Source organism: Paenibacillus endoradicis (assembly GCF_024721975.1).
The window spans coordinates 12,999-39,318 of record NZ_JANQBB010000009.1; the positions used below are offsets into that span (position 1 = coordinate 12,999).

General features: G+C 38.1%; 28 protein-coding genes. 1 reads left to right on the plus strand and 27 read right to left on the minus strand.

Annotated features, from left to right (window positions below):
- Positions 1-128: 128 nt before the first annotated feature.
- The 20 genes from NV377_RS23205 to NV377_RS23300 all read right to left on the minus strand — a co-directional run bounded on the left by NV377_RS23205 (position 129) and on the right by NV377_RS23300 (position 20,603).
- A complete protein-coding gene (locus NV377_RS23205; RefSeq protein WP_258203203.1) occupies positions 129-809 on the minus strand; it encodes a DnaD domain protein in 681 nt (226 codons plus the stop codon).
- A gap of 247 nt (positions 810-1,056) precedes the next feature.
- Positions 1,057-2,250, minus strand: coding sequence for an acetate/propionate family kinase (locus NV377_RS23210; protein ID WP_258203204.1), 1,194 nt, complete (start codon positions 2,248-2,250; stop codon positions 1,057-1,059).
- The gene (locus NV377_RS23215; protein ID WP_258203205.1) at positions 2,250-3,119 is read right to left on the minus strand and encodes a 3-hydroxyacyl-CoA dehydrogenase family protein; all 870 of its coding nucleotides are present in this window, start codon (positions 3,117-3,119) and stop codon (positions 2,250-2,252) included. Before NV377_RS23215 ends, NV377_RS23210 begins: the two co-directional genes overlap by 1 nt.
- A 107-nt stretch (positions 3,120-3,226) precedes the next feature.
- On the minus strand, positions 3,227-4,720 hold the full coding sequence (locus NV377_RS23220) for an AAA family ATPase (RefSeq protein ID WP_258203206.1): 1,494 nt from the start codon (positions 4,718-4,720) through the stop codon (positions 3,227-3,229).
- Positions 4,713-5,255, minus strand: coding sequence for a hypothetical protein (locus NV377_RS23225; RefSeq protein WP_258203207.1), 543 nt, complete (start codon positions 5,253-5,255; stop codon positions 4,713-4,715). Before NV377_RS23225 ends, NV377_RS23220 begins: the two co-directional genes overlap by 8 nt.
- Positions 5,256-5,366: 111 nt before the next feature.
- Complete coding sequence (locus NV377_RS23230; RefSeq protein WP_258203208.1) at positions 5,367-5,894, minus strand: hypothetical protein; 528 nt, start codon at positions 5,892-5,894, stop codon at positions 5,367-5,369.
- Position 5,895: 1 nt separating this feature from the next.
- Entirely contained in the window at positions 5,896-7,191 is a 1,296-nt protein-coding gene (locus NV377_RS23235) for an amidohydrolase (protein WP_258203209.1), read from the minus strand.
- Positions 7,184-7,828 carry a redox-sensing transcriptional repressor Rex gene (locus NV377_RS23240; protein WP_258203210.1) on the minus strand — a complete coding sequence of 215 codons (645 nt, stop codon included), beginning with the start codon at positions 7,826-7,828 and terminating at the stop codon, positions 7,184-7,186. The genes NV377_RS23235 and NV377_RS23240 overlap by 8 nt, the downstream gene beginning before the upstream one ends.
- Positions 7,815-10,703: an ATP-dependent DNA helicase DinG gene (gene dinG / locus NV377_RS23245; protein ID WP_258203211.1), complete on the minus strand. Its 2,889-nt coding sequence runs from the start codon at positions 10,701-10,703 to the stop codon at positions 7,815-7,817. Before dinG ends, NV377_RS23240 begins: the two co-directional genes overlap by 14 nt.
- A gap of 16 nt (positions 10,704-10,719) precedes the next feature.
- Entirely contained in the window at positions 10,720-11,463 is a 744-nt protein-coding gene (locus tag NV377_RS23250) for a tetratricopeptide repeat protein (protein WP_258203212.1), read from the minus strand.
- 107 nt (positions 11,464-11,570) lie between these two features.
- Positions 11,571-11,954, minus strand: coding sequence for an aspartate 1-decarboxylase (gene panD, locus NV377_RS23255; RefSeq protein WP_258203213.1), 384 nt, complete (start codon positions 11,952-11,954; stop codon positions 11,571-11,573).
- On the minus strand, positions 11,947-12,840 hold the full coding sequence (gene panC / locus NV377_RS23260) for a pantoate--beta-alanine ligase (protein ID WP_258203214.1): 894 nt from the start codon (positions 12,838-12,840) through the stop codon (positions 11,947-11,949). The genes panD and panC overlap by 8 nt, the downstream gene beginning before the upstream one ends.
- 26 nt (positions 12,841-12,866) lie before the next feature.
- Positions 12,867-13,718, minus strand: a complete 852-nt coding sequence (panB, locus tag NV377_RS23265; RefSeq protein ID WP_258203215.1) for a 3-methyl-2-oxobutanoate hydroxymethyltransferase — start codon at positions 13,716-13,718, stop codon at positions 12,867-12,869.
- A gap of 297 nt (positions 13,719-14,015) precedes the next feature.
- Complete coding sequence (locus NV377_RS23270) at positions 14,016-15,020, minus strand: biotin--[acetyl-CoA-carboxylase] ligase (protein WP_258203216.1); 1,005 nt, start codon at positions 15,018-15,020, stop codon at positions 14,016-14,018.
- Entirely contained in the window at positions 15,017-16,288 is a 1,272-nt protein-coding gene (locus tag NV377_RS23275; RefSeq protein ID WP_258203217.1) for a CCA tRNA nucleotidyltransferase, read from the minus strand. The genes NV377_RS23270 and NV377_RS23275 overlap by 4 nt, the downstream gene beginning before the upstream one ends.
- Before the next feature lie 17 nt (positions 16,289-16,305).
- A complete protein-coding gene (gene bshA / locus NV377_RS23280) occupies positions 16,306-17,478 on the minus strand; it encodes an N-acetyl-alpha-D-glucosaminyl L-malate synthase BshA (RefSeq protein WP_258203218.1) in 1,173 nt (390 codons plus the stop codon).
- An 830-nt stretch (positions 17,479-18,308) separates the two neighbouring features.
- The gene (gene bshB1, locus NV377_RS23285; protein WP_258203219.1) at positions 18,309-19,001 is read right to left on the minus strand and encodes a bacillithiol biosynthesis deacetylase BshB1; all 693 of its coding nucleotides are present in this window, start codon (positions 18,999-19,001) and stop codon (positions 18,309-18,311) included.
- Positions 19,001-19,423 (minus strand): methylglyoxal synthase, encoded by a 423-nt coding sequence (gene mgsA / locus NV377_RS23290; RefSeq protein ID WP_258203220.1) that lies wholly within the window; start codon positions 19,421-19,423, stop codon positions 19,001-19,003. The genes bshB1 and mgsA overlap by 1 nt, the downstream gene beginning before the upstream one ends.
- A 36-nt stretch (positions 19,424-19,459) precedes the next feature.
- Positions 19,460-20,257, minus strand: a complete 798-nt coding sequence (dapB, locus tag NV377_RS23295; RefSeq protein WP_258203221.1) for a 4-hydroxy-tetrahydrodipicolinate reductase — start codon at positions 20,255-20,257, stop codon at positions 19,460-19,462.
- Entirely contained in the window at positions 20,247-20,603 is a 357-nt protein-coding gene (locus NV377_RS23300; RefSeq protein ID WP_258203222.1) for a nucleotide pyrophosphohydrolase, read from the minus strand. Before NV377_RS23300 ends, dapB begins: the two co-directional genes overlap by 11 nt.
- 134 nt (positions 20,604-20,737) lie before the next feature.
- Between NV377_RS23300 and NV377_RS23305 the strand changes: the two genes are divergently transcribed.
- Positions 20,738-21,607 carry a YitT family protein gene (locus NV377_RS23305; protein WP_258203223.1) on the plus strand — a complete coding sequence of 290 codons (870 nt, stop codon included), beginning with the start codon at positions 20,738-20,740 and terminating at the stop codon, positions 21,605-21,607.
- A gap of 25 nt (positions 21,608-21,632) precedes the next feature.
- Here NV377_RS23305 and NV377_RS23310 read toward each other — a convergent pair whose 3' ends face one another.
- From NV377_RS23310 to NV377_RS23340, 7 genes are all read right to left on the minus strand, one after another.
- A complete protein-coding gene (locus NV377_RS23310) occupies positions 21,633-22,508 on the minus strand; it encodes a sporulation protein YpjB (RefSeq protein WP_258203224.1) in 876 nt (291 codons plus the stop codon).
- 44 nt (positions 22,509-22,552) lie between these two features.
- Entirely contained in the window at positions 22,553-23,191 is a 639-nt protein-coding gene (locus NV377_RS23315) for a DUF1405 domain-containing protein (RefSeq protein WP_258203225.1), read from the minus strand.
- 61 nt (positions 23,192-23,252) lie between these two features.
- Positions 23,253-24,119 (minus strand): menaquinol-cytochrome c reductase cytochrome b/c subunit, encoded by an 867-nt coding sequence (locus tag NV377_RS23320; RefSeq protein WP_258203226.1) that lies wholly within the window; start codon positions 24,117-24,119, stop codon positions 23,253-23,255.
- 19 nt (positions 24,120-24,138) lie between these two features.
- Positions 24,139-24,810 (minus strand): menaquinol-cytochrome c reductase cytochrome b subunit, encoded by a 672-nt coding sequence (gene qcrB / locus NV377_RS23325; protein ID WP_258203227.1) that lies wholly within the window; start codon positions 24,808-24,810, stop codon positions 24,139-24,141.
- 15 nt (positions 24,811-24,825) lie between these two features.
- Positions 24,826-25,356, minus strand: a complete 531-nt coding sequence (locus NV377_RS23330) for a Rieske (2Fe-2S) protein (RefSeq protein ID WP_258203228.1) — start codon at positions 25,354-25,356, stop codon at positions 24,826-24,828.
- A 240-nt stretch (positions 25,357-25,596) separates the two neighbouring features.
- On the minus strand, positions 25,597-26,019 hold the full coding sequence (locus NV377_RS23335; protein WP_258203229.1) for a DUF2487 family protein: 423 nt from the start codon (positions 26,017-26,019) through the stop codon (positions 25,597-25,599).
- A gap of 107 nt (positions 26,020-26,126) precedes the next feature.
- Entirely contained in the window at positions 26,127-26,306 is a 180-nt protein-coding gene (locus tag NV377_RS23340; protein WP_258203369.1) for an IDEAL domain-containing protein, read from the minus strand.
- Between the last annotated feature and the right edge of the window lie 14 nt (positions 26,307-26,320).

Consider the following 26,320-nt stretch of genomic DNA (forward strand, 5'->3'; position numbering starts at 1 on the left):
AATTCCATCTATTCGTGCAAATGTTTTTTATTTCAGTAATTAACATTACTTTATATCATGCACAAATAAAAAACCTATAAGTCATGTGAGCATGATGCAGATGTTTGCACCATAATCTCACTATTGACTTATAGGTTTTTGGAATAAAATTTCTGCGAATGTAGCTTTGCTTCTTCTGCTGTTGTTACACGATTTCTAGCCCATTCTATTAATATGCGGTCAATATACCTTAAGCTTAACTTTCCAGAAAATACAGATTCTTTCAATGCAAAGCGAATGATTTCATCTGAGTATCGATCTTGATCAATCCAAGCGCCGATCGTTTCATATTCCATTGGTGATAAAGGTCTACCAAACTCTTGTTCAAATAATGAAAATAGATCTGCAGATTGATCTTGATGAACAACTTTATTTACTTTCTGACGTTCAACTTTCTTCGATGCACGCAGTTCCTTGGCATACCAATTCGTTGCAAGCATATACCAACCAGACCAATTATAAGTTTCACCGATAATATCATGAATTGTTTCCTGCTCAATCGTTAGGAAACCGCTATTAAAAAGCTTTTGTAGCCACCCAGTAATGACATGACTATGTACACCCATCCGCTCAGAAAGCTCCTCAGGAGTTGGGAAAGGATTATGTTCAACCTCTGCATACTGAATAATATGTAGTAATAGCATAGCTTCTGAATCCTCTAAACCAAGGGCACGATAACTACGAAGTAACAGGGAAGAAACTTGAATTCCACCTTCTTGCAGTATCACATTCATACCATGGGCATATGCCTTCCAGATATGATCACTCATAATATCCCTCCCTTCTCCTTATTTAGCTCTATATGTATTTTTGCTGTTGTTGTTGCCCTTAATTTAAATAAAGGTTCAAAAAGCGGGCTTTCAGAATCGAGAAGATGCCCCACAACGAAAACGAGTAGCACAGCGTACGTTTTGTGTACGTGAGCACACGCAGGCTTTCGATGGGGGAGCATATTCGATGTCGAATAGTCTACGTTAGTATACACATCGTGATCAAAGTCCGCTTTTTGAACTACTTCTATTTTACGAGATTATATGTGTCTCTTGCGATTAATAGCTCCTCATTCGTCGGCACGACCATGATTTTCACACGTGAATTTGGAGTTGAAATGACGCGCGGCTCTTTGCTACGTTTTGCATTCAATTCCTCATCAATTTCAATACCTAGGAATGTAAGACCATCACATACTGCTTTACGAAGAACAACTGAGTTCTCACCCACACCTGCAGTAAACACCATCACATCAAGACCATTCATAGCAGCAGCATAGCTACCAACATATTTTCTTACACGGTATACATACATATCGAATGCAAGCTTAGCATCTTCGTTCTCACCCATTGAATCGGTAATTTCTCGCATATCAGAGCTTAGTCCTGATACTGCCAGAAGTCCACTATGCTTGTTCAACATAGAATTTACTTCATTCAATGTTAAGTCTTCTTTGTTCATAACGAAAGGAACGATTGCAGGATCCAAATCACCACTACGAGTACCCATCATAAGTCCTTCAAGCGGAGTCATACCCATACTTGTATCGAATGATTTACCATCCAGAATTGCTGTTAGACTACCGCCGTTACCAATATGGCAAGTAATCATTTTTAAGGAAGCCAAATCTTCTCCAAGCACCTTTGCAGCAACATCACTCACATATGCATGAGATGTTCCATGGAATCCGTAGCGACGTACTTTATGACGTTTGTACAATGATTTTGGAATTGCATATAGATAAGACGTTTTTGGCATTGTTTGATGGAAAGCTGTGTCAAATACAACAACTTGCGGTACATTTGGCAAGTTCATTTCAACAGCTACAATTCCCATCATATGCGCTGGGTTATGAAGTGGAGCAAGCTCGAACAATCGTTTGATCTCACTTTTCACTTCATCTGTTACAATAACAGAATTTTTGAAAATTTCGCCACCATGTACAATACGGTGACCTACAGCATCTATTTCTGCCATTGACTTCACTACGCCATGTTCGGAATGAATTAACATATCTATAACACGTTTAACCGCAGTTACATGGTCCAATATTTCTTTAACTTCAACAACTTCTTCTTTACCAACTGGTTCATGAGTAACGATGGAAGAATCCATTCCAATACGCTCTACTCGACCACTAGCTAGTACAGATTCGTTCGTCATATCGAACAATTGATATTTCAATGATGAACTTCCAGCATTAATTACAAGTACTTTCATTAGATTCGATCTCCATCCACATCATATTTGAAAAATCCTACTCCAGCTTTGACTCCTAAATGTCCTGCGCGTACCATTTTTTTAAGTACGAATGATGGTCTATATTTCAACTCACCATATTCACGGAACATATTTTCAAGCGCAGCTTGAACGGAATCTAATCCAAAATGATCAGCCATTTGGAATGGACCATATTTGAATGAATAACCAACACGCATCGCGTTATCGATATCTTCTGCTGTAGCAACGCCTTCTTCAAGTACATGAAGTGCCTCATTGATTAATAGACAGATCAAACGAGTCGTTACGAATCCTGGAGATTCAAATACCATAACTCCTTTTTTCTGAATAACAATTTCTGCAAATTCTTTTGTTGCTTCAACAGTAGCTTCTGATGTTTTCAGACCACGAACAATTTCAACCATATCTATCGTTGCTACTGGATGAATGAAGTGCATACCAATAACACGTTCAGGTGAACGCGTTGCGCTAGCGATTTCTGTTAAGCTAAGTGAAGATGTATTACTTGCAAGAATTGTATCAGAACTTGTTACTTGATCAAGTTGTTTAAATATTTCTTTTTTCTTATCCAAATCTTCTGTAATGGACTCGATAATTAACTCACAATTCGTTAATTCTTCCATTTCAGTGATTGCATGAATACGAGATAGAATCAATTTTTTTTCTGATGATGTGATAGCCCACTTCTCTATTTGTTTATCTAGGCTAACCTCAATCATATGCAAAGCATGTTCTAGTCGGTCTTTAGAATTTTCAAGCATGTAGACATCTAAGCTGTTTTTAGCTAGCATCTCAGCAATTCCTTGACCCATTGTCCCTACTCCAACAACTCCAACTTTCTTAATCATAGGTTTTTCGTTTCTCCCTTACAACATTTTGTCCTTTACATTATACCTCTTTTTTAAAAACTTTGTAGGCTCAGTAAGCGCTCTTATGCATTTTGTCATAAATTTTTCTAAAATCTTTGGTTATTTAACAATAAATTTCTAAAATTGTCACCACTAACAAACTCATCTTCCATTAAATGAGGCATCGTTTTATCAAATATCACATAATACTCTTCTAATTTTTGCTTTGTCTTCATCAATAATTCATTTAAAACTTGATTTGTTATTGAATTCCAACGATCTGGTGTCATCATGCTACTATCAATAATTCCAACTGATGTTAATCCTGACTCTACCATAGTCTTTACCAACTGCAATGCTTGATCAAAATCACCCTTTGATCCTGTACTACGCTCACCATAAAATAATTCTTCAGCAACTGAGCCACCTAAAGTAACCATAATTTTGCCTTCGATCTCAGTCTTTGTATATAAATATTTATCAGTTGTTGGTGTATGTCGTACAAATCCAAGTGCACCCCCACGTGGAGTAAGTACTACTTGTGCTACTGAACCGGGGGCAGTAACTTCTGCCATAATAGCATGACCTAGTTCATGACGTGCTACTCTTAATTTGTCTTCATACGTTGCCTCACGATTGTTTTTCTCACCCAATAACACTTTATCGATAGCTGCTTGTACATGTTCTCTAGTTATACGCTCATGTCCGTCACGCAACGTATAAATTGCCGCCTCATTCATAACGGCTTCAAGTTGTGCACCTGAAAATTGATACGTATCTTTAGCAATTTGATCAAAATCAACATCTTCGTGGAGTTTTTTATTCGCTGCATGCAATTCAAGAATATGACGACGACCCTTTTTATCAGGTAGAGATACTTCGATATGTCGATCGAATCGACCTGGTCTAACAAGTGCTTCATCTAATATATCTTTTCGATTCGTTGCTGCTATTAGTAATATGTTTACTTCTGCATTATGGTATATACCATCTAATTCGGTTAAAAGTTGATTTAATGTTTGATCATACTCACGATGTTGTCCACCGTCACGTTTCCCACCAATCACATCTATTTCATCGATAAAAACTATCGCATTTTTCTTATTTTGATCTTTCGCTTGTTTTCTAGCTTTAGTGAATAATTCACGAACCCGATTTGCTCCTGTACCTACATACTTCTCAACAAATTCACTACCTGATGCTGCAATAAATACACTGTCCGTGTAATTAGCAGCAGCTTTAGCTAACATTGTTTTACCTGTACCTGGAGGACCCGTAAGCAGAATACCTTTCATCAGTCGAATACCGCGCTTTGCTATTTGATCACGTTGAACTAGAAAGTCTAATGCTTCTTGTAATTCTTGTTTAACATGTAATTGACCACCAACTTGATCAAATGTGATGGGTTCAATGAATGATTTGTTTTGTTTCTTCAAACTAGCTAACCCTAATTGTTTATTCGGTTGTGTTGCCATCATATAGATCACTCCGAATAAAATCACACTAAATATTCCCGCTCCTATATTAACGAAAAAACCAATAGACACACTTAATATTGCGACAAATATACCGACTGCAATTTCCTTAGCATAGTTACGCATTATTCCATACCCCCATCTCCTGATTGTTGATCGGAAGTAATACATGTTTAATTAAATTATCTTTACTTAATGTTACGTATACATAGTTTGAATCGATAGATGCGATTGTCTCTAATCCCTCTACTTGCTGCTGGAGAGAATCCATTAAAACTGGCAACTTGCTATACTGTTTGGAGGACATCGCTTCAGCAACAGTGAACAACTGGTTTTCCCAAAGTGAATCAAGTTCGCCCTGATCTTGCTTAGCGAGTGTAATATTAATGAGATCCGATTCTTTGGAATGTTTGGACATGATCATTTCTATTTCATGCACTGCATCTTCAAGACTCGCATTAGATTGAGGAGAAATCTCAATCGTGATGCGCTCTGCTTCTTGTTCAATTGGTAAAGTTACCAATGAATACTGGGCTTGCTTCAGCTGTGTTTCTAGTGGTTTTTGCTGTGCTACATACTGATAAGTAAATCCACCAGTCACTGTAACTATAATCGTAATAATAAATGCGATAATCATTGGCTTTAGCTTGAAATTTTGCAATTAATCCACCTCAATTATCAATATATAAATTTCATATTGTTATTTTGTATATCAAATAGTATATCATTTTTGCTACACGATTTGATTGCATAAATAAAGGAAACGAGACCTTTATGATCTCGTTTCCTTAGGAATTGTATATTCATTTATTAACTTTCCATCACTCATTGCGTAAAATGCGTAGATGGTATAGTCACTTGCATTCTCACTGTAATGTACTTCCCATGCTAGCTGTCCAGACAAATATGCTTCTTCTATTGTAATATTTTGTGCTGCTGGATTTGATGATTGCAGTCTTTGTAATATTACTTCTGAAGATACAATTGCATCCGTATTTACAGATGTTAGAATATTGTTGTCTTGCCAAACAGCATACTGTTCTTGCCCATTCCAAGTTTTGGCTAACAATATCCAATACTGTTCTTCCCATATATATTTCTCAAGATAGCTTTCAGTGGATAAGTCATATTGTTCTTGAAGACTAATGCGTACTGCAGCTTTTTCATTCCAACGATCCATCTGAATACTGCGATAGAACATGACCAGTAGAACAGTTATGAGAATAAGGAACAATATACTGAAAGTTATCCATTTACGTGGAGTCATCCATGCGGAACGTTTCTTATCTATCGCTCTCATCTTATTTCAACAGACGCTCAAAGCTAGCTTGCGCTTCATAGCGAACTTTCTCCTCATCCATAGTAAGTAACTTTCTATTACTTACAACTTGCCTGCCATCAATCCATACATGTGCTACGTCTCTACCATTGGCAGCATATACTAGATGAGAGATAAGATCAGTTCTTGGGAAGAAATGTGGTTGATCAATATTAATGGCAATAAAGTCAGCTTTCTTGCCAACTTCAAGCGTACCGATCTCCGAGTTCCAAATTGCTTCTGCCCCCATCGAAGTACCTAGTTGCAAAGCTGTGTAAGCAGGAACTACTGTCGGATCTCCTGTAACTCCTTTATGAAGTAATGCCGCTGCTCTGATCTCTTGGAATAAATCTAAGTTATTATTACTTGCAACTCCATCAGTTCCTAGAGAAAGCTTCACTCCAGCCTTCAACAATTCAGGTACTCTTGCTACACCACTTGCTAGCTTTAAGTTACTAATCGGATTATGAGAAATAGAGGCACCTCGAGCTGCCAACAACTCAATCTCCTCATCCGTAAGGTGAACAGCATGTGCTAGCAAAGCCGGACGACTGAAGAAACCAAGATCATCTAGATGTGCAACCGGACGTTTTCCATACTCGTCAACATTTTGCTGTACTTCAGCTTTTGTCTCCGACATATGAGTATGTAACGGCAAATTCAAATCATGCGCTGCTTGAACAATACGAGCAATATAATCTGGAGGACAAGTATAAGGTGAATGAGGAGATAACATAGTAGATATTCTACCATTACCTTGACCATTCCATTGTTTTGCAAATGAGATTGCATCCTCTAATTTGGCAGTTTGTACATCAGGAGGACAAAGTCCAATTACTCCTCTCGTAAGAAAAGCACGAATACCCGCTTCAACCGAAGCTTCAGCTACTTGTTCCATACGGTCGTACATATCAACAAACGTTGTTGTACCACTAAGTAACATCTCAGCTATTGCCAAATTACTTCCTGCTCGTGTATCTTGATCAACATATTTCTCTTCCATTGGCCACATTTTTTCTTGTAACCACACTTGTAAATTCAAATCATCTGAAAATCCACGAAGTAATGTCATTGCAGCATGACCATGTGTATTAATTAGACCTGGCATAAATACAAGTCCTTTACCATCTACACGTTCAAAACCTTCTACATCCTCTGGACTAGCTTCACCTATATATGTGATAACATCATTAGTTACAACCATATGTCCATTCAAAACTTTTGGTGTAGCTCCTGCCATTGTAACGAATAAGCCGTTCTCAATCCAAATCTTACTCATCGTTTGCCTCCTCTTTATTATTTAAATAATATGCTAAACTCAATAATTCTTTCGTAAAATCAGCATATTGAATACGAACACTGTCCGGAGCACGTAGTATTGTAGGTGCGAAGTTAAGAATACCTTCTATACCAGAATCTATTAATTGATTCGCAACATTTTGTGCTTCAGAAGCAGGAACAGTTACGATGCCAATCCGAATATTTAACTCATCAATCTTATCAGCTAACTGTCCCATTGGTAGTACAGTTAAGTTATTAATTTCTGTGCCTACTTTACTTTCCACATTGTCAAATACAGCAACAATTTGCATGTTATCATTACTGTATTTATTATAATTACATAATGCATGACCGAGGTTACCCGCACCTATTAAGGCAACATTAATCGTTTGATTTATTTTGAGAATATGGCGTATTTTATCAATAAGATAATCCACTTCATATCCAATACCTTTACGACCAAAGTCTCCAAAGTATGCAAGGTCTTTTCTAATTTGTGCGGGATTGAAGTCTAATCGATTACCAAGATCTTGTGAGGAAACCGTTTGAATTTCACGACTTTTCAATTCATGAAGTACTTGCAAATATATAGGTAATCTTCTGACAACTGCTTCAGAAATTTTAGTTTGCTTCATCCGTTTTTTCCTCCTTTAACCACTCTTCCATCCGCTTCGGCATTTGACTCGTATGCATCGTTTCGATTTTCGGACCAGGTAATGAATATAAAAAATGTTTACCATAGTAAGCTTCAATTACTCTAGTATCATATATGATTACAATCCCTTTGTCAGTAGCCGTACGAACTAACCTACCAAAGCCTTGTTTGAAGCGAATAACAGCTTGTGGGATAGATAATTTCATAAATGGATTTTTCTTTTGTCTAAGTAATAATTCCGATTTCGCCTCAACTAATGGATGATTAGGAGGTTGGAAAGGTAATCGAACAATGGCAAGACATTGCAATGATTCTCCCGGAATGTCTACACCTTCCCAGAAACTACTTGTACCAAGTAACACTGATGCTTGATTTTGTAGAAATCTTCTCGTCAATTTAGTTCGATTATTGCTATCAATTCCTTGACCAAGCACTTGAATATTACTGCTTTGAAGCGCAGATTTTAATGGATCATAAACTTGCTTTAACAATCGATAAGAGGTAAATAATATGAGCATTTTACCGCCAAGTATTTGAGCACTTTCAGTTAATGATTTCACTAATTTATCCAAATAAGCTGCATCTATATTAGTACCCTTCAACACAGGGAAATCACGAGGAATAATGACTAAAGCTTGCTCTCGATAATTGAACGGTGAATCCAGCATGACCGCTTTCATCCGATTGGAATTTTCATACGTAGATAACCCAAGTTGCTCTTCTACATATTCGAAGTTTTTCTGAATAGATAATGTTGCCGATGTCATAACGACAGTATCTTTCACTTCAAATAGATACTTCTTCAACAATCCACTAACATCAACAGGAGCGGATAACAATTGTAGCGATCTGAATTTATACGCTTGTGTGCCTTCCATCCAGTACACATAGTCTTCTTGCTCAAGTTTCATGAACATCCGCAATTCATCTTTAATACGATTCAAATCACGTAATATTCCATTCAAGTCAATCAGAATACTTTGCAAACCTGTATCTTCCTCAAGGCGCTCTTTCACATCTGTCGAAAGCTTCTCAAGCGATTTAACTAAACGCGACAATTGTACATGGAAGTTATTTTCAACTTCCATAGCTTCATTCCATTCGCTCGGTAATTTATGTCGATCTAAGCGGAACACCATACTTGCAGTTCCTTCAGATCCTACTTCATTACTTTGCGTTGAATCCGTAGTAACGATATTGTAGAGCCATTCAAATAACTTGTCCCAATGCTCTTTAATATCTTGAAGTTGTGGATACGCAGTATCGATTACTTCGTTCCACGCAGCTGTATGATCGTCATTATCTTCTTGGACTCGAATGCGAAGAGATGGAAGTACTCCAGTCCTCATATCTTTGAATAACATATTCATCGCATAGATATACGAAGTGTAGGTCATTTGGTTACCTAGATGTTTCCCGGCTACTTCCTCAAGATGATGTGCCTCATCTAATATTAAATTAGTATATCCAGGTAAAAGTCTGTGATCTGCTTGAATATCTGTAAAAATCATCGAATGATTCGTAATACATACATCGGATATGTTTGACTCATGCTTAGCACGATGATAATAGCATCGCTTGAACCAAGGACATGCGCGATTCAAACATGAATCTGCATCACTTGATACCGTACCCCAAAAGTCAGCGCCACGTAGCCCAAGATTAAGTTCTTCTTGATCACCCGTTTCTGTTTCTGACAACCAGATAACCATCTGTGCTGCCGTTACTGGATCATCAACAGGTGCAACGAAGTCCTTCATATTTAATTTATGTTCGAATTTCCTCATACAAAGATAATTGCCTCTACCTTTCAGTAATGACGCTCTGAAAGGAAACGGTAAAATTTCATTAAGTAAAGGGATATCTCTGTTGCGAAGCTGTTCTTGTAAATTTATTGTATGAGTGCTGACAATCACTTTTTCTTCTGCTTTTATACCGTAGTATAACGCTGGAATTAGATACCCTAACGATTTTCCTGTACCCGTTCCCGCTTCGATTAGAAGATGCTTATCTTCATCAAGTGCTTCATACACTTCTTCGTACATTTGAATTTGTGGTTTTCGTTCTTCATAATTTTCAAACATTTCTTTGAAGCGATTTTGCACATCTTGAATATATTGTTCAAAGCTAGTTACTCGTTCAAAATACTCATTCGCATTTTCTTTTTCTCTGGCTGATGTTTCGTCAGCCCAAGGTGTAGCCTTTAATGCGAACTGACGATAATAATCATATTCGGCTGAATCAAATACAGATTGTTGCTCGATTAATTTTTCAGTATAGTTCAAATACCAGCCAATATCTCGCGACTCATCAAAAAATGAAGATAGCCGCTGCAATGTAAGCAGCGGCATAGAACGAAGCTTTGATACACAATCAATGAAAATATGAGCTGTAGCCAGTGCGTCACTATCCGCACGGTGCTGCATTTCATGTTCTACTCCTAATTGCTCAGCTACCGTTCCTAACTGATACGAAGTAATGGATGGGTACAAAATGCGTAAAAAATCCATTGTATCTAGTCTTCTCCCATTAAAAGGAAGATATCCACATTGGTCAAGGGCATGATTCAAAAAATTAGCATCAAAGCCCACGTTATGAGCAACAAGAACAGCATCATCAAGATGTGGTATTAACCCAACTAAAGCATCATTCAAATCAGGAGCATCTTGGACATCACTAAATTGGATCCCTGTAAGACCAGTAATAAAAGCAGGAATCTCAACCGTTGGCTTAACAAATGTACTATACGTATCGATGATCTCTAAATCATCTGATACAACGACTAGTCCAATTTGTATAATTTCATCCAAGGCACTATGTCCAGTTGTCTCCAAATCCAAAATGGCATACTTCATTCAATGACCGTTCCTCTCACGTACAGATCAACTCTGTGCTACCAAAATATAATGATAACTGCTTTGGCGTCTCCAAGCAGCATTGTAAATTTTTAAGTGAATCCTCAAACTCTGGATAAATAGAATAAGCTTTACGAAATAAGTGCTCCGCTTGGTTCATATTCAATTTAATGGCATGAATACAGCCAAGTGCATTAAAACTTAATGCTAACCATTTAGGAAAATCGCTTAAAACAGTTAAAAGTTGAAATTGTCTTTGTGCTTCATTCCAGTTACGCATATGCATTAATGTCATACCATAATATAGTCTTGCCATATTACATTCTGGAGTTGTGGTTACAATTCGACCAAATAAATCTGCTGCTTCAGGGAACATAAAAAGTTTATAATAGCCTTGAGCTCGATCAAGAATAAGTTCGTCTTCAACGGGTGTGAAAAGATCACACTCATTACATGGTTGCACTTGCTCTGTATATAACTGCTTAGCAAGTATGGCTTCTGCAATCGACGATTCATCTAATGCTGTAGATTGCTCAGACATTCCACTTGTAGCCTCATGTTCTCGCTCACGATAAGACTCGAAAAATACTGCAAGCTTTTCTTCAAATGACACCCAATGATCCATAAATAAGTCATTCGTTTCCTTCAACTCTTGAATTCGAAAACAGTACTCTTGTCTTTCCTCATCATCAGCTTCTTCATAATGCTGAATAATGTAATCGAGCAACTCATGCATCGATGAAAACATTTCACTTATCATACCGTATCCCGCCTTCTTTTGAATGTAGGAGTCTACGGTCATTTTTTGTTGAAATTGAACTTTTCATTCAGCATGGGATTCGTTACATAAACAAGGGATTAACTTGATTATAGTATGGTCGAGTGAATTTCACCATTCATAAATTGTGTCGGCTTGTTATTATTGTCAAGGACAACGATTGTTGGCTTGTAAGAATGTGCTTGTTCTTCCGTCATTAAGCTGTATGACATTATAATAACATTGTCACCTGGTTGTACAAGTCTTGCAGCTGCACCATTTAGACAAATTACGCCTGTTCCACGTCCACCTTTAATAACATAAGTTTCTAATCGAGCACCATTATTATTGTTAACAATTTGAACTTTCTCATTTTCTAATAAGTCTGCAGCATCCATTAAATCCTCGTCAATGGTAATACTTCCAACATAATTTAGGTTTGCTTCTGTTACCGTAGCGCGATGCAACTTAGATTTCATCATTGTTCTATACACGCTCAATCACCTCTCCAACTTGAAATAACGCATTATCTATTAATCGGGTAGTACCGAACTTCACGGCAACCGCTACTATAAATCTTTGGTTTTCAAAACTTTCAGCAATAGAAAGTCGATCTTGCACTGCTGTTAATGAAGGATAATGCAATAATTCTACATAATCAATTTCACCCGAAGTATTCGTGATAATCTCATTGGTAATAAAAGCTACACATTCATCAGATGTCATCTTATTGTTATCTTTAAGTTGATGATGCAGTTTGTTCAGCGACTTACTTAATGTAGTTGCTTCCATTCGATGTTTTGCTGATAAATATACATTTCGCGAACTTAATGCAAGTCCATCTGGCTCTCTAATGATTGGACAATGAACAATATCTACGTTCATATCAAGATCCTGAACCATTTGTTCGATAACAGCTACTTGTTGCGCATCTTTCATTCCAAAATATGCTCTTTGTGGTTGCACAATATTGAAAAGCTTACTAACAACTAGACCAACGCCATCAAAATGCCCTGGTCGAGATGCACCGCAAAGGCGACTTGTTACTTCTTCTACTTTAATTGTAGTTAAAGGTTTTTTCGGATACATCTCTTCTACAGATGGTAAAAACACAATATCAACACCACATGATGCAGCAAGTGCTAGGTCTCTTTCTTCATCACGCGGATAACGATCTAAATCTTCGTTAGGTCCAAATTGCATCGGATTCACGAATATACTGAGAACAACCACATCATTATCAGATCTAGCTTCACGCAATAAGCTAGCATGGCCTTCATGTAAGTAACCCATCGTAGGAACGAATCCAATCGTTTGTTGATGCTTCTGGGCGTCTCTAATCGCTAATCTTAGCTGTTGCTTTGTGCGACAAATATTCATGTTGATTATTCTCCTCTATCTATTTGCTACTTATCCTGATTACCATATAAATTGTCTATATTATGATTTGGAGATTGGAAAGAGTGCTCCTCTTGTGGAAATTGTCCAGATTTTACATCTGTAACATATTCCCCTATCGCATTACGAATGATCTCTCCAAGATTAGCATAAGTTTTTACAAATTTCTTCGCATAATTAGGTGAAGAATATTGCAGGATATCGTGATAAACCAGCACCTGACCATCACAACTTCGACCTGCACCAATTCCAATTGTCGGTATATGCAACTTTTGACTAATAATAGTCGCGATTTGCTCTGTTACAAGCTCAATCACGATTGCAAAAGCACCCGCTTCTTGTAATGCGATCGCATCATCTAACAATTTTTTCGCTTCGCCTTCGAGTTTACCTTGTACTTTATATCCACTTAGTTGATGAACCGCTTGTGGAGTTAAACCGATATGTCCCATTACTGGAATACCTGCTCCAACTAATGCTTTCACATGCTCAGTAATTTCAATACCACCTTCAAGTTTTAATGCTTGAACATGGCCTTCTTGCATTATTTTTGCTGCATTAATTAGAGTGTGCTCTTTGCTTATACCATAAGTCATGAACGGCATGTCTGCGACTATAAATGTATTCGTTGCTGCTCTTGCAACAGCTCTCGAATGATATACAATATCATCTATCGTTACTGGGATCGTTGTATCGTATCCAAGTACTACATTTCCTAAAGAATCTCCTACTAATATAACATCAATTGCTGCTTCCTCTGCAAGCTTAGCTGAGGGATAGTCATATGCTGTTATTACAGAAATAGGATTTCCCTCCTGCTTCATCTTAGCCATAGCGGAAATCGTTAATCTCTTCTTCATGAAGTTCAGCTCCTTTAATTGTTGGTCAACGCAAAAAAACCTTTTAGCCATGCTAAAAAGTCCCCAAACATACAAAGGAAATCATCAATAGTAATGCTTCCTTCTGTCTCGGTCCTTTAGGCTCTGAGCAGAGTGTGCATTCTAAAACCTAGATTAGAATTTAACACAATTTCTAGTGCAGCTTCAAAGAATACCGCCTAGTACAAATAGTGTATCAGAAAATTGTTTTGTCGTAAATATACGAAGGGTATCACTTCAAATTCGATGTCGACTAAGCTACAACGAGTTACATCGTTATCAAAGTCCGCTTTTCGAACTACCTTTAACTTCGCCCATTTCTGCTGAATAGATCTCCTTCTCCGTCCCATCTTCAAGTTGAACAACGATAGAACCTGCATCTGTTAGGCGTAAAGGTGTACCCATAAACGTTTCAGTTGGCGTTGTGAGGCTTACTTTGTGACCTAGAGAAATAGCATTAGCTTCCCATAAATTCGCTATGTTTCGGAAGCCATCCTGTTCGTATATTGCCATTAACAATTCCCACTCTGACAAAAACAGTTGAATAAGTTCCGTGCGATCAATTACTTTTCCCATAATCAAGCGCAATGAAGTAGCTTTAAGTTGTAATTGCTCATCATAGTCTTGTGCTGATAAGTTTGCATCTATACCTATTCCGGCAATGACATATTTCAACATTTGATCTTCAGCACTTGACTCCAGTAAAATTCCACTTATTTTTTTCCCTTGATATAACAGATCATTCGGCCATTTGATTCCTATTTCTAAACCTGAATAAGAACGAATCGCACGACAAAGGGCAACGGCTGTTAAAAGTGTTAATTGTGGTGCTAATTGAATGGGGATATGTGGACGTAAAACTACACTCATCCATATCCCTTTACCATATGGAGAATGCCAATGGCGTCCAAGTCTGCCTTTTCCTTTATTTTGTTGTTCCGCTATGACGACAGTCCCTTCTTCAGCACCATCTTCTGCTAATTGCTTAGCAACAATTTGGGTAGAATCAATCGCATCATAATGATGAACATTAAAGCCGAGACGTTTGCCTTGAAAATGATGTTGCAATTTATTGTGGTCGATAGCGACCGGTTGATATATCAAGCGATAACCAAGTTTTGTAACTGCTTCGATTTCATAGCCTAAAGCTTCTAATTTTTTGATTTGCTTCCAAACAGCTGCTCGACTAATTCCTAATTGTTGACTAATCATTTCTCCCGAAACATACTGTTGTGGATGTTGTAATAACATTTGTAATAATGGTGACTGTGTTGTTTCATTCAATGATTATTCACCCCAAATCTTTTGATGAAATCTATCCGTATTTTCACTTTGTCATTCTCCAATTCACCAATAGCTACATGTTTCATAATATATGCCAATTGCTCCTTCACCCATGTGCCGGAAGGTTGTCCACTCCACTTCATCAGGTCATTACCTTTGATGCGAAGTTCTTTAATAGAATGGATGTGCAGCGATTGATGGATTGTTGAAAGCTTCTTATATACAGATTGTGCGAAGATTGGTGCAAGTTGGTACAACCATAATTCAAGATAACTTAATGGATTGGATAATAATAGTTCTAACCAATAATTTTGTAATACGTGTTCGTCTTCCTCGCGTACTCGCATTATAGATTCATGAATTGAAAGGCATCCAACAATGGTTGCACGTTGCTCATTGGAGAATTTAAGCGCTCGTAAATCACTTGCTGTCTGTTCAATTGATAAATTCGAGACAAGGAATATCGCTGCCCATCGTGTGTGTATATGAGTTAGCAGCTTTGTATCTAGCGAAACAATTTGTGTAATATTTATCTTCTGCCAACTTCTCGCAAGAAATAATGGTTCTTTTGTATGTAACAACAAACCTGTTCGCTTAAGTAGATGTACTCCTCTAATAAATGATGAGTGCTGAAGCATACGAGTAACTTCATAACTAACTCTCTCCATCGCGATAAAAGATAACAATGAAGCTTGCTTGGAAATAGCTCTCCATAAAGATAATACAGGAGTTAGTTCGTACGTCGTGCTAAACCTTACCGCTCGTAACATTCGCAATGCATCTTCCTCAAACCGTTCATCACTTCTGCCAACACAGCGTAAATGTCCATTCATAAGGTCAGAATAACCATGGAACGGGTCATGAAGCACAAAATCACGATCTAAAGCCATTGCATTCATTGTAAAATCTCTTCGCTGTAAATCTTCATAAATATGTTGTACAAAATTTACTGATTGAGGTCGACGATGATCCTCATATTGGTCTTCAGCTCGATATGTAGTAACCTCATAGCTCTGACCCGATTCTAATACAGTAACTGTGCCATGCTGTAATCCAGTAGGGATGCAACGCTTGAATACAGACATTACTTGCTCTGGTCTAGCACTTGTAGCGATATCAACGTCGGAAATATTCCGTTCTACAAGTGTATCTCTTACTGCACCACCAACAATGTATGCAGTAAAACCTGCATGTTGAAGTTTATCTAATATAAGACAAGCTTCAACTAATGCAGGCTGAATGTTCTTTTTCTGAAGTTGGTTCTTCATTATAACCACCTAATTTGTTAGGAGAGACATATATCAGCAGAAAGAGGCTCAATTTCCGACTCTAAACCTAACACTTTATAATAAATACTTTCATATTCATACGTAATACGATCATTGCAGAAATCTTCTTGAGCACGCTTAATACAAGCAGCTTTGAATTTTTCATGTAAATTCTCATCACGTAATAAAAGTAATGCATTGTCAGCCATTGAATCTACGTCGCCAATCGGTGAGAGAAATCCAGTTTCACCATGTGTAACAAGTTCTGGAATACCTCCTGCATTTGAACCAATAGTTGGAACACCACAAGCCATTGCTTCAAGCGCAACTAGTCCAAAGCTTTCTTTCTCAGAAGGTAACAATAACACATCAGCTAACGAAATAATTTGAGCTACATCCTCTTGTTTCCCGAGGAATAGCACTTTATCTTCAAGACCTAGATTATTTATTTTACATTGAATTTTTGTTAATTCAGGACCTTCGCCGACTAATAGTAGTTTAGAAGGTATTTGTTTCTGTACTTTTGCAAATATGTCTACAACATCCGAAACACGTTTTACTGGACGGAAATTTGAAATATGCATCAATATTTTTTCATTCGGTGCTGCATAATCATTCCGTAATGTAGATACATCTCTAGGATAGTAAATACGTTTATCTACAAAATTATATGTAAGTTCAATCGGAGTCGTAATATCAAGCAATTGTCGAGTCTCTCGAATTAGATCTTGTGAAACAGCAGTAACTGCATCACTTTGATGAATGGCTAAACGAATCAAATCTTTAAGTGACTCATCTTGAGCTAGAACAGTAATATCTGTTCCATGTAACGTGGTTACCGTCTTCATACCGTTATTAAGCATTTGCTTCGCAAGAAAAGCACATACAGCATGTGGAACGGCGTAGTGCACATGCAAAATATCAAGATTTTGCATCTTAGCTACTTGAGCCATTTTACTTGCTAAACTTAGATCGTACGGCGGATAACGGAATACATAATAATCATTCACTTCTACTTCATGGAAAAAAATATTTTTATGAAATTTCCCTAAACGAAAAGGGATACTATGTGTAATAAAATGAATTTCATGCCCTTTTTCAGCAAGTAATTTCCCTAATTCAGTCGCAACAACACCTGAACCGCCAAGTGTCGGATAACATGTAATTCCTATTTTTAGTTTACGCGCCAACGGCGACGCACCTCCTGTGTTCCTAACTATGTACCTTACATATGATTGAATTTCACAATACATAACTACAAAATTTCAACATGATCCCTGTCTACCATTCTACAACACAATCCCCAGCAATGTGTACACTTGTGGACACGAGCGAACAAAGATCGAAACTCCAAATATAAGCTCAATCCACTCACGCATAACACCCAGCAATGTGTACACTTGTGGACACGAGCGAACAAAGATCGAAACTCCAAAAATAAGCTCAATCCACTCACGCATAAACCCAGCAATGTGTACACTTGTGGACACGAGCGAACATTGATCGAAACTTCAAATAAAAGCTCAATCCACTCACGCATAACCCCCAGCAATGTGGACACTTATGGACACGAGCGAACAAAGGATCGAAGCTTCAAACATAAGCTCAATCCACTCACGCATAACACCCAGCAATGTGGACACTTGTGGACACGAGCGAACAAAGATCGAAGCTTCAAATAAAAGCTCAATCCACTCACGCATAAACCCAGCAATGTGTACACTTGTGGGCACGGGCGAACTAAGATCGATACTTCAAACATAAGCTCAATCCACTTACGCATAACCCCCAGCAATGTGGACACTTGTGGGCACGGGCGAACAAAGATCGATACTTCAAATAAAAGCTCAAATTGTTCACCTGTCAGCACCAAGAAGATGACATGAAGCTAGGAAACGAGAAGCGGAGTGTACGTTATTGGTACACGAGCATCACAGGCTTCCGATGAATGGCAACTTCGCCGCCGAATCCACGTCGTAGCATTCACATCGTGATCACAGGCGAGCAATTTGAGTTTCCTCTACAGGAGGGATACTGGGAATGGTTTTTTTGTTGCAAACCCCTCCGCAAACCGCCAGCCCTGTGCTTGGGCTAATAATGCGTCGCGGTACTCAACTGACTCTATATAGCGATTCGTTAATGGTGTACTGACTGCATCAGGCGTTGCAGATGTATCAAATTGAGATGCATAACATCGTAATGCTTGCTCTTTATCTGCTTGTTGTTCACTAATGTCAATTGCGATGGATACATTGCTCACATCATTAATATAGTAGAACAACACTTGATCAACTTTCCAGGCAGGTAGTTCTGGCATATAGTTACGAAGCTTCGAATTGAATACCGCTTCCTCAATCATTTTACTACATATAACATGATCAGGATGTCGATCTTCCCAATAAGGAGCAAATACAATTCGCGGACGATACTTGCGAATCTGAGCCACTACTTGATCAATCTGCTCTTTAACTAGTTGTAGCCCTCGATCAGGCAAACCTAGACAAGTACGTGCAGATAGACCAAGCACCGCAGAGGCCATGGCAGCTTCTTGCTGCCTCAGCTCCACGGTGCCATTAGATGACATCTCTGCTTTCGTCAAATCACATATACCGACCTTATACCCTGCTTGAACATGTTTCATAATCGTTCCGCCCATTCCGATTTCCGCATCGTCTGGATGTGCACCGAAAACTAATATGTCTAGCTGTTGCATTATTCTTCCACTCCTGGCTTGTATTTATGTACAAGTTCTCTCCAAGAGAAATCTCCTCGTTCAACAGCTTTTACTAATAACTCTGCCGTCGCTATATTTGTTGCAACAGGAATACCCTGTACATCACATAAACGAAGTAATGCCGTAATATCCGGCTCATGTGGTTGTGCCATAAGTGGATCACGCATGAATATGATTAGATCCATGTAGTTTTGAGCTACTAATGCACCAATTTGTTGGTCGCCACCAAGTGGGCCCGAGCAGAAACGAGTAATTTGCAATTCTGTTTGCTCCATAATTCGAAGTCCAGTTGTACCCGTTGAATATAATTTATGTGGTAAAAATACATGCTCATAAGCAATAACGAAGTTAACCATTTCATCTTTTTTTCTATCGTGTGCGATAAATGCTATATTCAACATTATTATTCTCCTCTTTAGCTGTAGTATAAATGTATGTTAGTCCATAATATGTTCGAATCCATATACTAATCCAACATATTTCATAACCTTTTTGACTGCCACATTAACACCAGGCATATACCCCGCACGATCGTAGGAGTCATGACGAAGTTTTAACGTTTGCCCATTTCCACCAAAAATAACTTCTTGTTGAGCAAAAACGCCAGGTAAGCGTACACTATGTATACGGAAACCTTCATAATATCCTCCACGCGCGCCTTCAATAGTCTCTTGCTCATTAGGATTTCCTTGACGTAACTCTTGTCTTGTTTGAGCAATCAATTCAGCAGTTTTAATAGATGTACCTGATGGCGCATCTAACTTCTGATCTCCATGGTATTCAATAATCTCAACATGCGGCATATATTTAGCTGCTTCTTGAGCGAATTTCATCATTAGTATAGCACCAATTGAGAAGTTAGGGGCAATTAATCCACCAATTCCTTTGTCATTACAAAGCAACTCTAATTCAGCAATTTGTTCAGGAGTGAATCCTGTTGTCCCCATAATAGGGCGTACGCCATATTCTATCGAAAGCTTTGCATGCTCATAGGCAAGGTGTGGAACAGTAAAATCAACCATAACATCTGCTTTTGTAGAACTTAGTGCTTCTTCTAAAGTTGAAACAACGGTTACTCCAGTTAGTTCAGAACCTACAATAAAACCTGCATCTTGACCTTCGTAAGAAGGGGCAACTGCAGATACTAATTGTAGTTGTTCATCTGCTAATACCATTCTCACAACTTCTTTACCCATACGACCACTTGCGCCTATTACTGCGACCTTAATTGTCATTGATGTTCTCCTTATTCTCTGAATCAATTTTTGTCCATCTATTTGCATCTCTTGTATTGAATTTATGCATAACCTTATCATGAGCAGCCGTAAGATCAATGTTCAGTGAATTAGCAAAGCAATTCACTATGAACAAAATATCAGCAAGTTCTAACTCAATAGAATTATCTGCCTCATCAGGTTTCTTGGGCTTCTCACCGTAAGTGTGGTTAACTTCTCTAGCAAGTTCCCCAACTTCTTCAGCAAGTCTGGCAACTAAAGCAAGTGGACTGAAATAACCTTCCTTGAATTGTGATATGTAATCATCGACTTCACGCTGTAGTTGTGCTAAAGATTTCTCAGCCATATTCATACGCCCCTTCTTCAAGAACCATTCCCTTATATGTTACCGTATCAGTATTAATAAAACAATGTTTTTTGCGAGAGAAAGTAAGGCATACTAATGCTTGATAATAAACTGCGCGAAAAGGATTGATTCATATGCCATACAAAATAAGTACCTCAATAAAACAGCTAATTCCTATTACGATAGGTGCTGCCTTATACGCTTTTGGTTTGCAAGTTTTCGTAATTCCTAATCAGCTTATGGAGGGCGGAGTTACAGGAATAGCTGTTCTTTTAAATTATATTTTTAGCCTTCCAATGTCTATCACTACACTGATAATCAACATTCCACTTTTTCTTGTAGGCTGGAAAATACTTGGAAGCAAAAAAATGGTATATACGATATATGGTTCTGTAATGTTATCAATTTTTCTCGCATTATTAGAATATTCATCTCATCGTAACTATCTCATAGCATTTGATCAGAGCTATGATTCTATGCTTATCGTACTCTATGCGGGCGTAACACTCGGGGCTGGCCTTGGCATCGTATTTCGCTATGGAGGAACTACTGGTGGTATTGACATTATCGCCCGCATTCTTTCTCGTTGGCGTGGATATAGTATGGGCCAAATTATATTAGTATTTGATGCAATAATTATTGGTGTTTCAGTATTCTACATTTCACTTGATAAAATATTGTATACGTTAGTGATGGTTTTCATTGCCTCAAAAATGATTGATTTCATTCAAAATGGCGCTTATACAGCAAAAGCATTCTCCATTATTACAGATCGTGGAGATGAAATTGCTCAACAGATTACGATTGAGCTTGAAAGAGGAGTAACGATCGTACCCGCTTTAGGCGCCTATTCTGGAAAAGACAAAAAGGTCGTATATTGCGTAGTTCCGCGCTCCGAGACTCATCGTCTGAAGCAACTTGTTCGCAATATCGACCCTATCGCATTTATCGTTATCAATGAAGTGCAGGATGTGCTTGGAGAAGGATTTAAAGAAGAGGATTAGCAATATCTTACCTACAGAACTCCAATTATACCTTTTTCACTCCGTAAGGTGCTTGCTTGTATTTGCGATACGCAGTAAACGTTAACAAGCCTGAAATAAGTGCACCGATTAACAAAGCTAACGTCGTAGGATTCCATCCACTTGAGGCGCTCACTACTGGAACAGTGATCGTCTCTTCTGCTTGAGCAAATAAAGTATGAATCGTCTCTTCTATATTATTAATTGCAGACTCTATTTCCTTAAACTGCTGTGGTGTCCATGTTACTTGTGAGGATTCTTCAAAAAAATCATTAAGCTGATCTGTACGTTGAATTAATTCTGTCATCCGCAACTCATCTCCAACCATATAAGCAGCAGTTTGCATGCGATCAACTCTTTGTTTGAAAATTGTTAGATGAGCAACGACAGCATTCGTCTTCTTATTGTCTGTTATTGTGAATGAACTCGCTCTACGTATAGATTGTAAATCATCTAACAATACAGACTCATATTGAAGCCAAGGTCCATGTTCATCTTGTAAGAGAGCATCACTTGCTAATAGTAATGAACTAATTGGTTCTCTCCAAACTACATTCGGTTCATTTTTAATTATTCCTTGCTCGATCGTTAATACGTCTTGCTTCATTTGTTTCCAAGCGGTAACTGTTCCATATTGTAATAACTCAATATTATTGAGTTGATTCTTTATATTTTGCAAAGTTTTATAAGCTGCTTGCTTATGTGAATCATTCCCTTGAGCATATAGTTCGGAAATTGATCGATCTAATTTCAACAAACGAACATAGGTTTGATCTTTGACATCACTTGTCCCATTTGTATCGTTATATCCTAATACGGAAGCTCCGGAAGATAACAAACAGATAATACAAAATAGTGCTAGTAAAATTATTTTAAATTTCATAACAGCAACCCCCCTATTTCTATCATATGGGGGGTATGGACAAGTTATGACCGTATTTTCTTTTTCCATACAAGATAGCCTACTAATAAACTAGCAAGTGATAAACCGATTGTAAACCATTTCACTTCGGTAACACTATCATGTAATGCTCTTGGTAAAAATGGATAGATGCCATAGTGATAATCCAACGTATCGTTAAGTAATAGCCATCCTGTTGCAATACTTAATGAAATTCCACTTACACGCATGAACCTGACATACAGTAATGCTTCAAACGCCATCGCTAAATGCGATGTCATGAGCATATAGCTTTGCCATTCAAGCGGCTCACCTTGCGTTGCTCCCGCAATAATAATTGCAGTAGCCCAAACTCCATATTTCACTGAACATACTACTGCAAGTGATTCTATAATGGTACGACTCCATCTAACGAATCGGGAAGTTCCCTTTGGTGGATATAGCATGTAAAGAACGGCAATGGTAAAAAAGAGACTAGCGGTAGGTGAATCAGGTACAAATACTAATAACCAACGCCAATTCTCATAGTTGGCAATTGTCCATTGTAATTGACTATCATACCAAATATATCCATAGATTGTACCAAGTAAATTAATAAGGAACAGCGGCCAAAGAAAATTGCGATTCATTAAAAAAGATTTACTGAAAAACCATTTGATCTCCATTGATGATATCCCTTTCAAAAAAGACCTGATCGCAACTTGCGATCAGGTCTTAACAGATATGTTACTCTTGCGTTTGCTTCGATAACCAAGTTGCTAGTTGAGTAATTTCGTCATCTGTCAATGTACCCATTTCTTTGAATGCAGGCATTCCGCCTTCTGTACCATTAGCGATGATATTATGGATTTCTTCAACCGACTTAGAGTTACCGATACCAAGTAATGACGGTCCTACTTGACCATTAAGATCAGCAGCGTGACATGCTAGACATTGAGATGAATAGACAGCCATTGCTGGATCTTCTGCTTCAATTATAGCAGGTACTGCAGCTGCTTTCAACGGATTAGGACGTGGCTTACCCGCTTCAATTGCTTCTTTCGCTTTCTCAGCACGAACATGATGCTCTGGAGTCATTCCTTTTTCTTCAAGCTGATGTTGGTAATGGGACCAAGAAACAACTGTAAGATAAGTAACTGCCACAAGCGATAGAATCATTAGAGAAGAAGCGATAGGGCGACGATAGAAACGACGCTCTTTACCTGTATCAAGGAATGGCGCTAATAGTAATCCACCGAACATAATCGCTGGAATTATTAGTGTTCCAATTAATACATATTGTTGTGATACATATGGATATTTCAAAAATTGGTATAAGAATAAGAAATACCAGTCTGGCATCGGAATGAACGCTGCATTGGTCGGATCTGCTGGGTAACCAAGTGGAGCTGCTTCAGCCATTACCCATACTAGAAAACCAACTAATACTACGCAACCTACCATCCACTCTTTCAGTAGAAAGTTAGGAATGAAGGCTTCCGATTTACCTGGATAAGCCGTATAGTCTGGTGGCGTGGCATCCATATTCGTACGTTTTACACGCGAATCACCAACATACACAACTTTCTCATTCGATTTATGACTATGTGCCATAATTGTAGCCTCCCTTCGCTTATAGTGGACCAGAAATTCCTTGTTTACGGATCATAATAAAGTGGGCAGCAAGCATTGCAATTAATGCACCTGGTAAGAAGAATACATGAACTGCAAAGAATGTTGTCAATGTTCGAGCACCTACGATGTCGCCACCATATAAGATCTTAGCAATATAATCACCGATTACTGGTACAGATGCAGCAATTTGCACCCCTACTTTAGTAGCATAGTAAGCTTTGTTATCCCAAGGAAGTAAATATCCTGTGAAACCAAGGCCTAACATTATGAAGAAGATAAGCATTCCGACTACCCAGTTCATTTCACGAGGTGCTTTATAAGAACCTGTAAAGAAGACTCGTAGTGTATGTAAGAACATCATAACAATAACTAAACTTGCCCCGAAGTGATGCATACCACGAACAATATTACCAAATGGAATTTGATGTTGTAAGTAATCAACACTTGCATAAGCATTAACGATATCTGGTACATAATACATTGTTAAAAACATACCTGATAGAATTTGAATGACAGTAATGAAGAACGTAAGACCACCAAAGCAATATACGAATGCTGAGAAGTGATGTGCTGGGTTAACATGCTCAGGAACTTCATGGTCAGCTACATCTCTCCATAGCGGCGTAATATCAAGACGTTCGTCAATCCAGTTGTATATATTTTTAAACATCTAACATACGCCCTCCTATACTCTTGTGTTTGGAATAATACCGCCAATATAAACGACGCCATCTTTTACAACTACTTCATACTCATCAAGTGGTGAGTTTGCAACGGCAAGATTTTTGCCGTCTTTGGAATAACGCGCATCATGACAAGGACAGTCATATTCGTTTTTTCCGTGTGTATTCCATGCGATTGTACAACCTAAGTGCTTACAAATTGGAGAAAGTGCAAAAACTTTTCCAGCTGAATCTTTGGAGATCCATGCTACCTTTTGAGTTTCACTTTCATACCATGCGTCAACTTGATGTACCTTGAATTTTACTTCTTGCGGCTCAGTTGTAACTTTATTTTCATCTAATACTTTAACCAATGTACTTCCGCTTCCTTTAGCCAATAAAGGATTTACTGCAAAGCGAACCATTGGTAATACTGCACCCCCTACCATGAAGGCAGTAGTGCCGCCAAGCGTGTATGATAAAAACTGACGCCGGGACATATCTTTTCTTTGAACCGGTTGATGTTCCGACTCATGTTGTTCATGGTTACTCATTTTCTGTTCTAACCCCCTTTGCCAACCAATTCTTCCGTATTGCTCAAAAGCAAAACCACATGACGAACTAGGACATAATTATAATAGCCTAGCTACCAAATACCGTCAAGAATTTGACAGGACATTTGCGACAATTAGGAAATATCGTTCATTAATTTGTTGTCAAATTGTCACATTTGGCATTCTATCGGGATTGTTTTCCCCTATTATAAGCCAGTTTATACATAATTAACATGAAAATTATGAATTATTGTGACGCCACAGTTCACGAATTTGTAAATTCACTTGTTCAGCGGAAGGGTTTTCACCGTTTTCTGTTGGTGTAATCCACAAGTCCGCTTCATTTAATTGAAACGCAGTATGTAATTTTGCCGTAATAAGGATGATATACTTAAATCCTTGTCCTTTTAAAGCGCTACAATATGAAGAAATTTGCGAATGAGCAGATGGATCATCACTTATATAATGGCATGCAGGATAGGTAACAACTCTACCCTTGAAAGGGATCTCTACTAGATCCATAATATCTCTAAGATTTTCTAATGCTAACGTTGCTTCAACAGGAGATTCACTACCATCTAATCCGGTTATCGGTAGCAAGCATGTATCGAGATATGGCTTAAGCTCTTCCCACTGCTCCTGTTCAATTTCACTAAACTTCAATGTCTGTCCCTCCTGAAAACTATTAATTCTTTTTGAACTACTCCTATAATATTACATAAGAAAGCCTTCAAATGCTATAGCACTCGAAGGCATTCGATATCATTACTCTATTCTAACTGTTTCAACTGATTACTAAGTTCGTAGAATAAATGTTCATCACCTGTTGCAAGTGCTTCATCTATCCCTGTTTCCAGCTTATTGCGCTGATAACTTTTTAGAGCTTCGTCTAATATCATTTCTGCTGTTAATCCTAACATCGCTTCGTATTTTACATTCATCTTGTCGATAGGTAACACCTCCA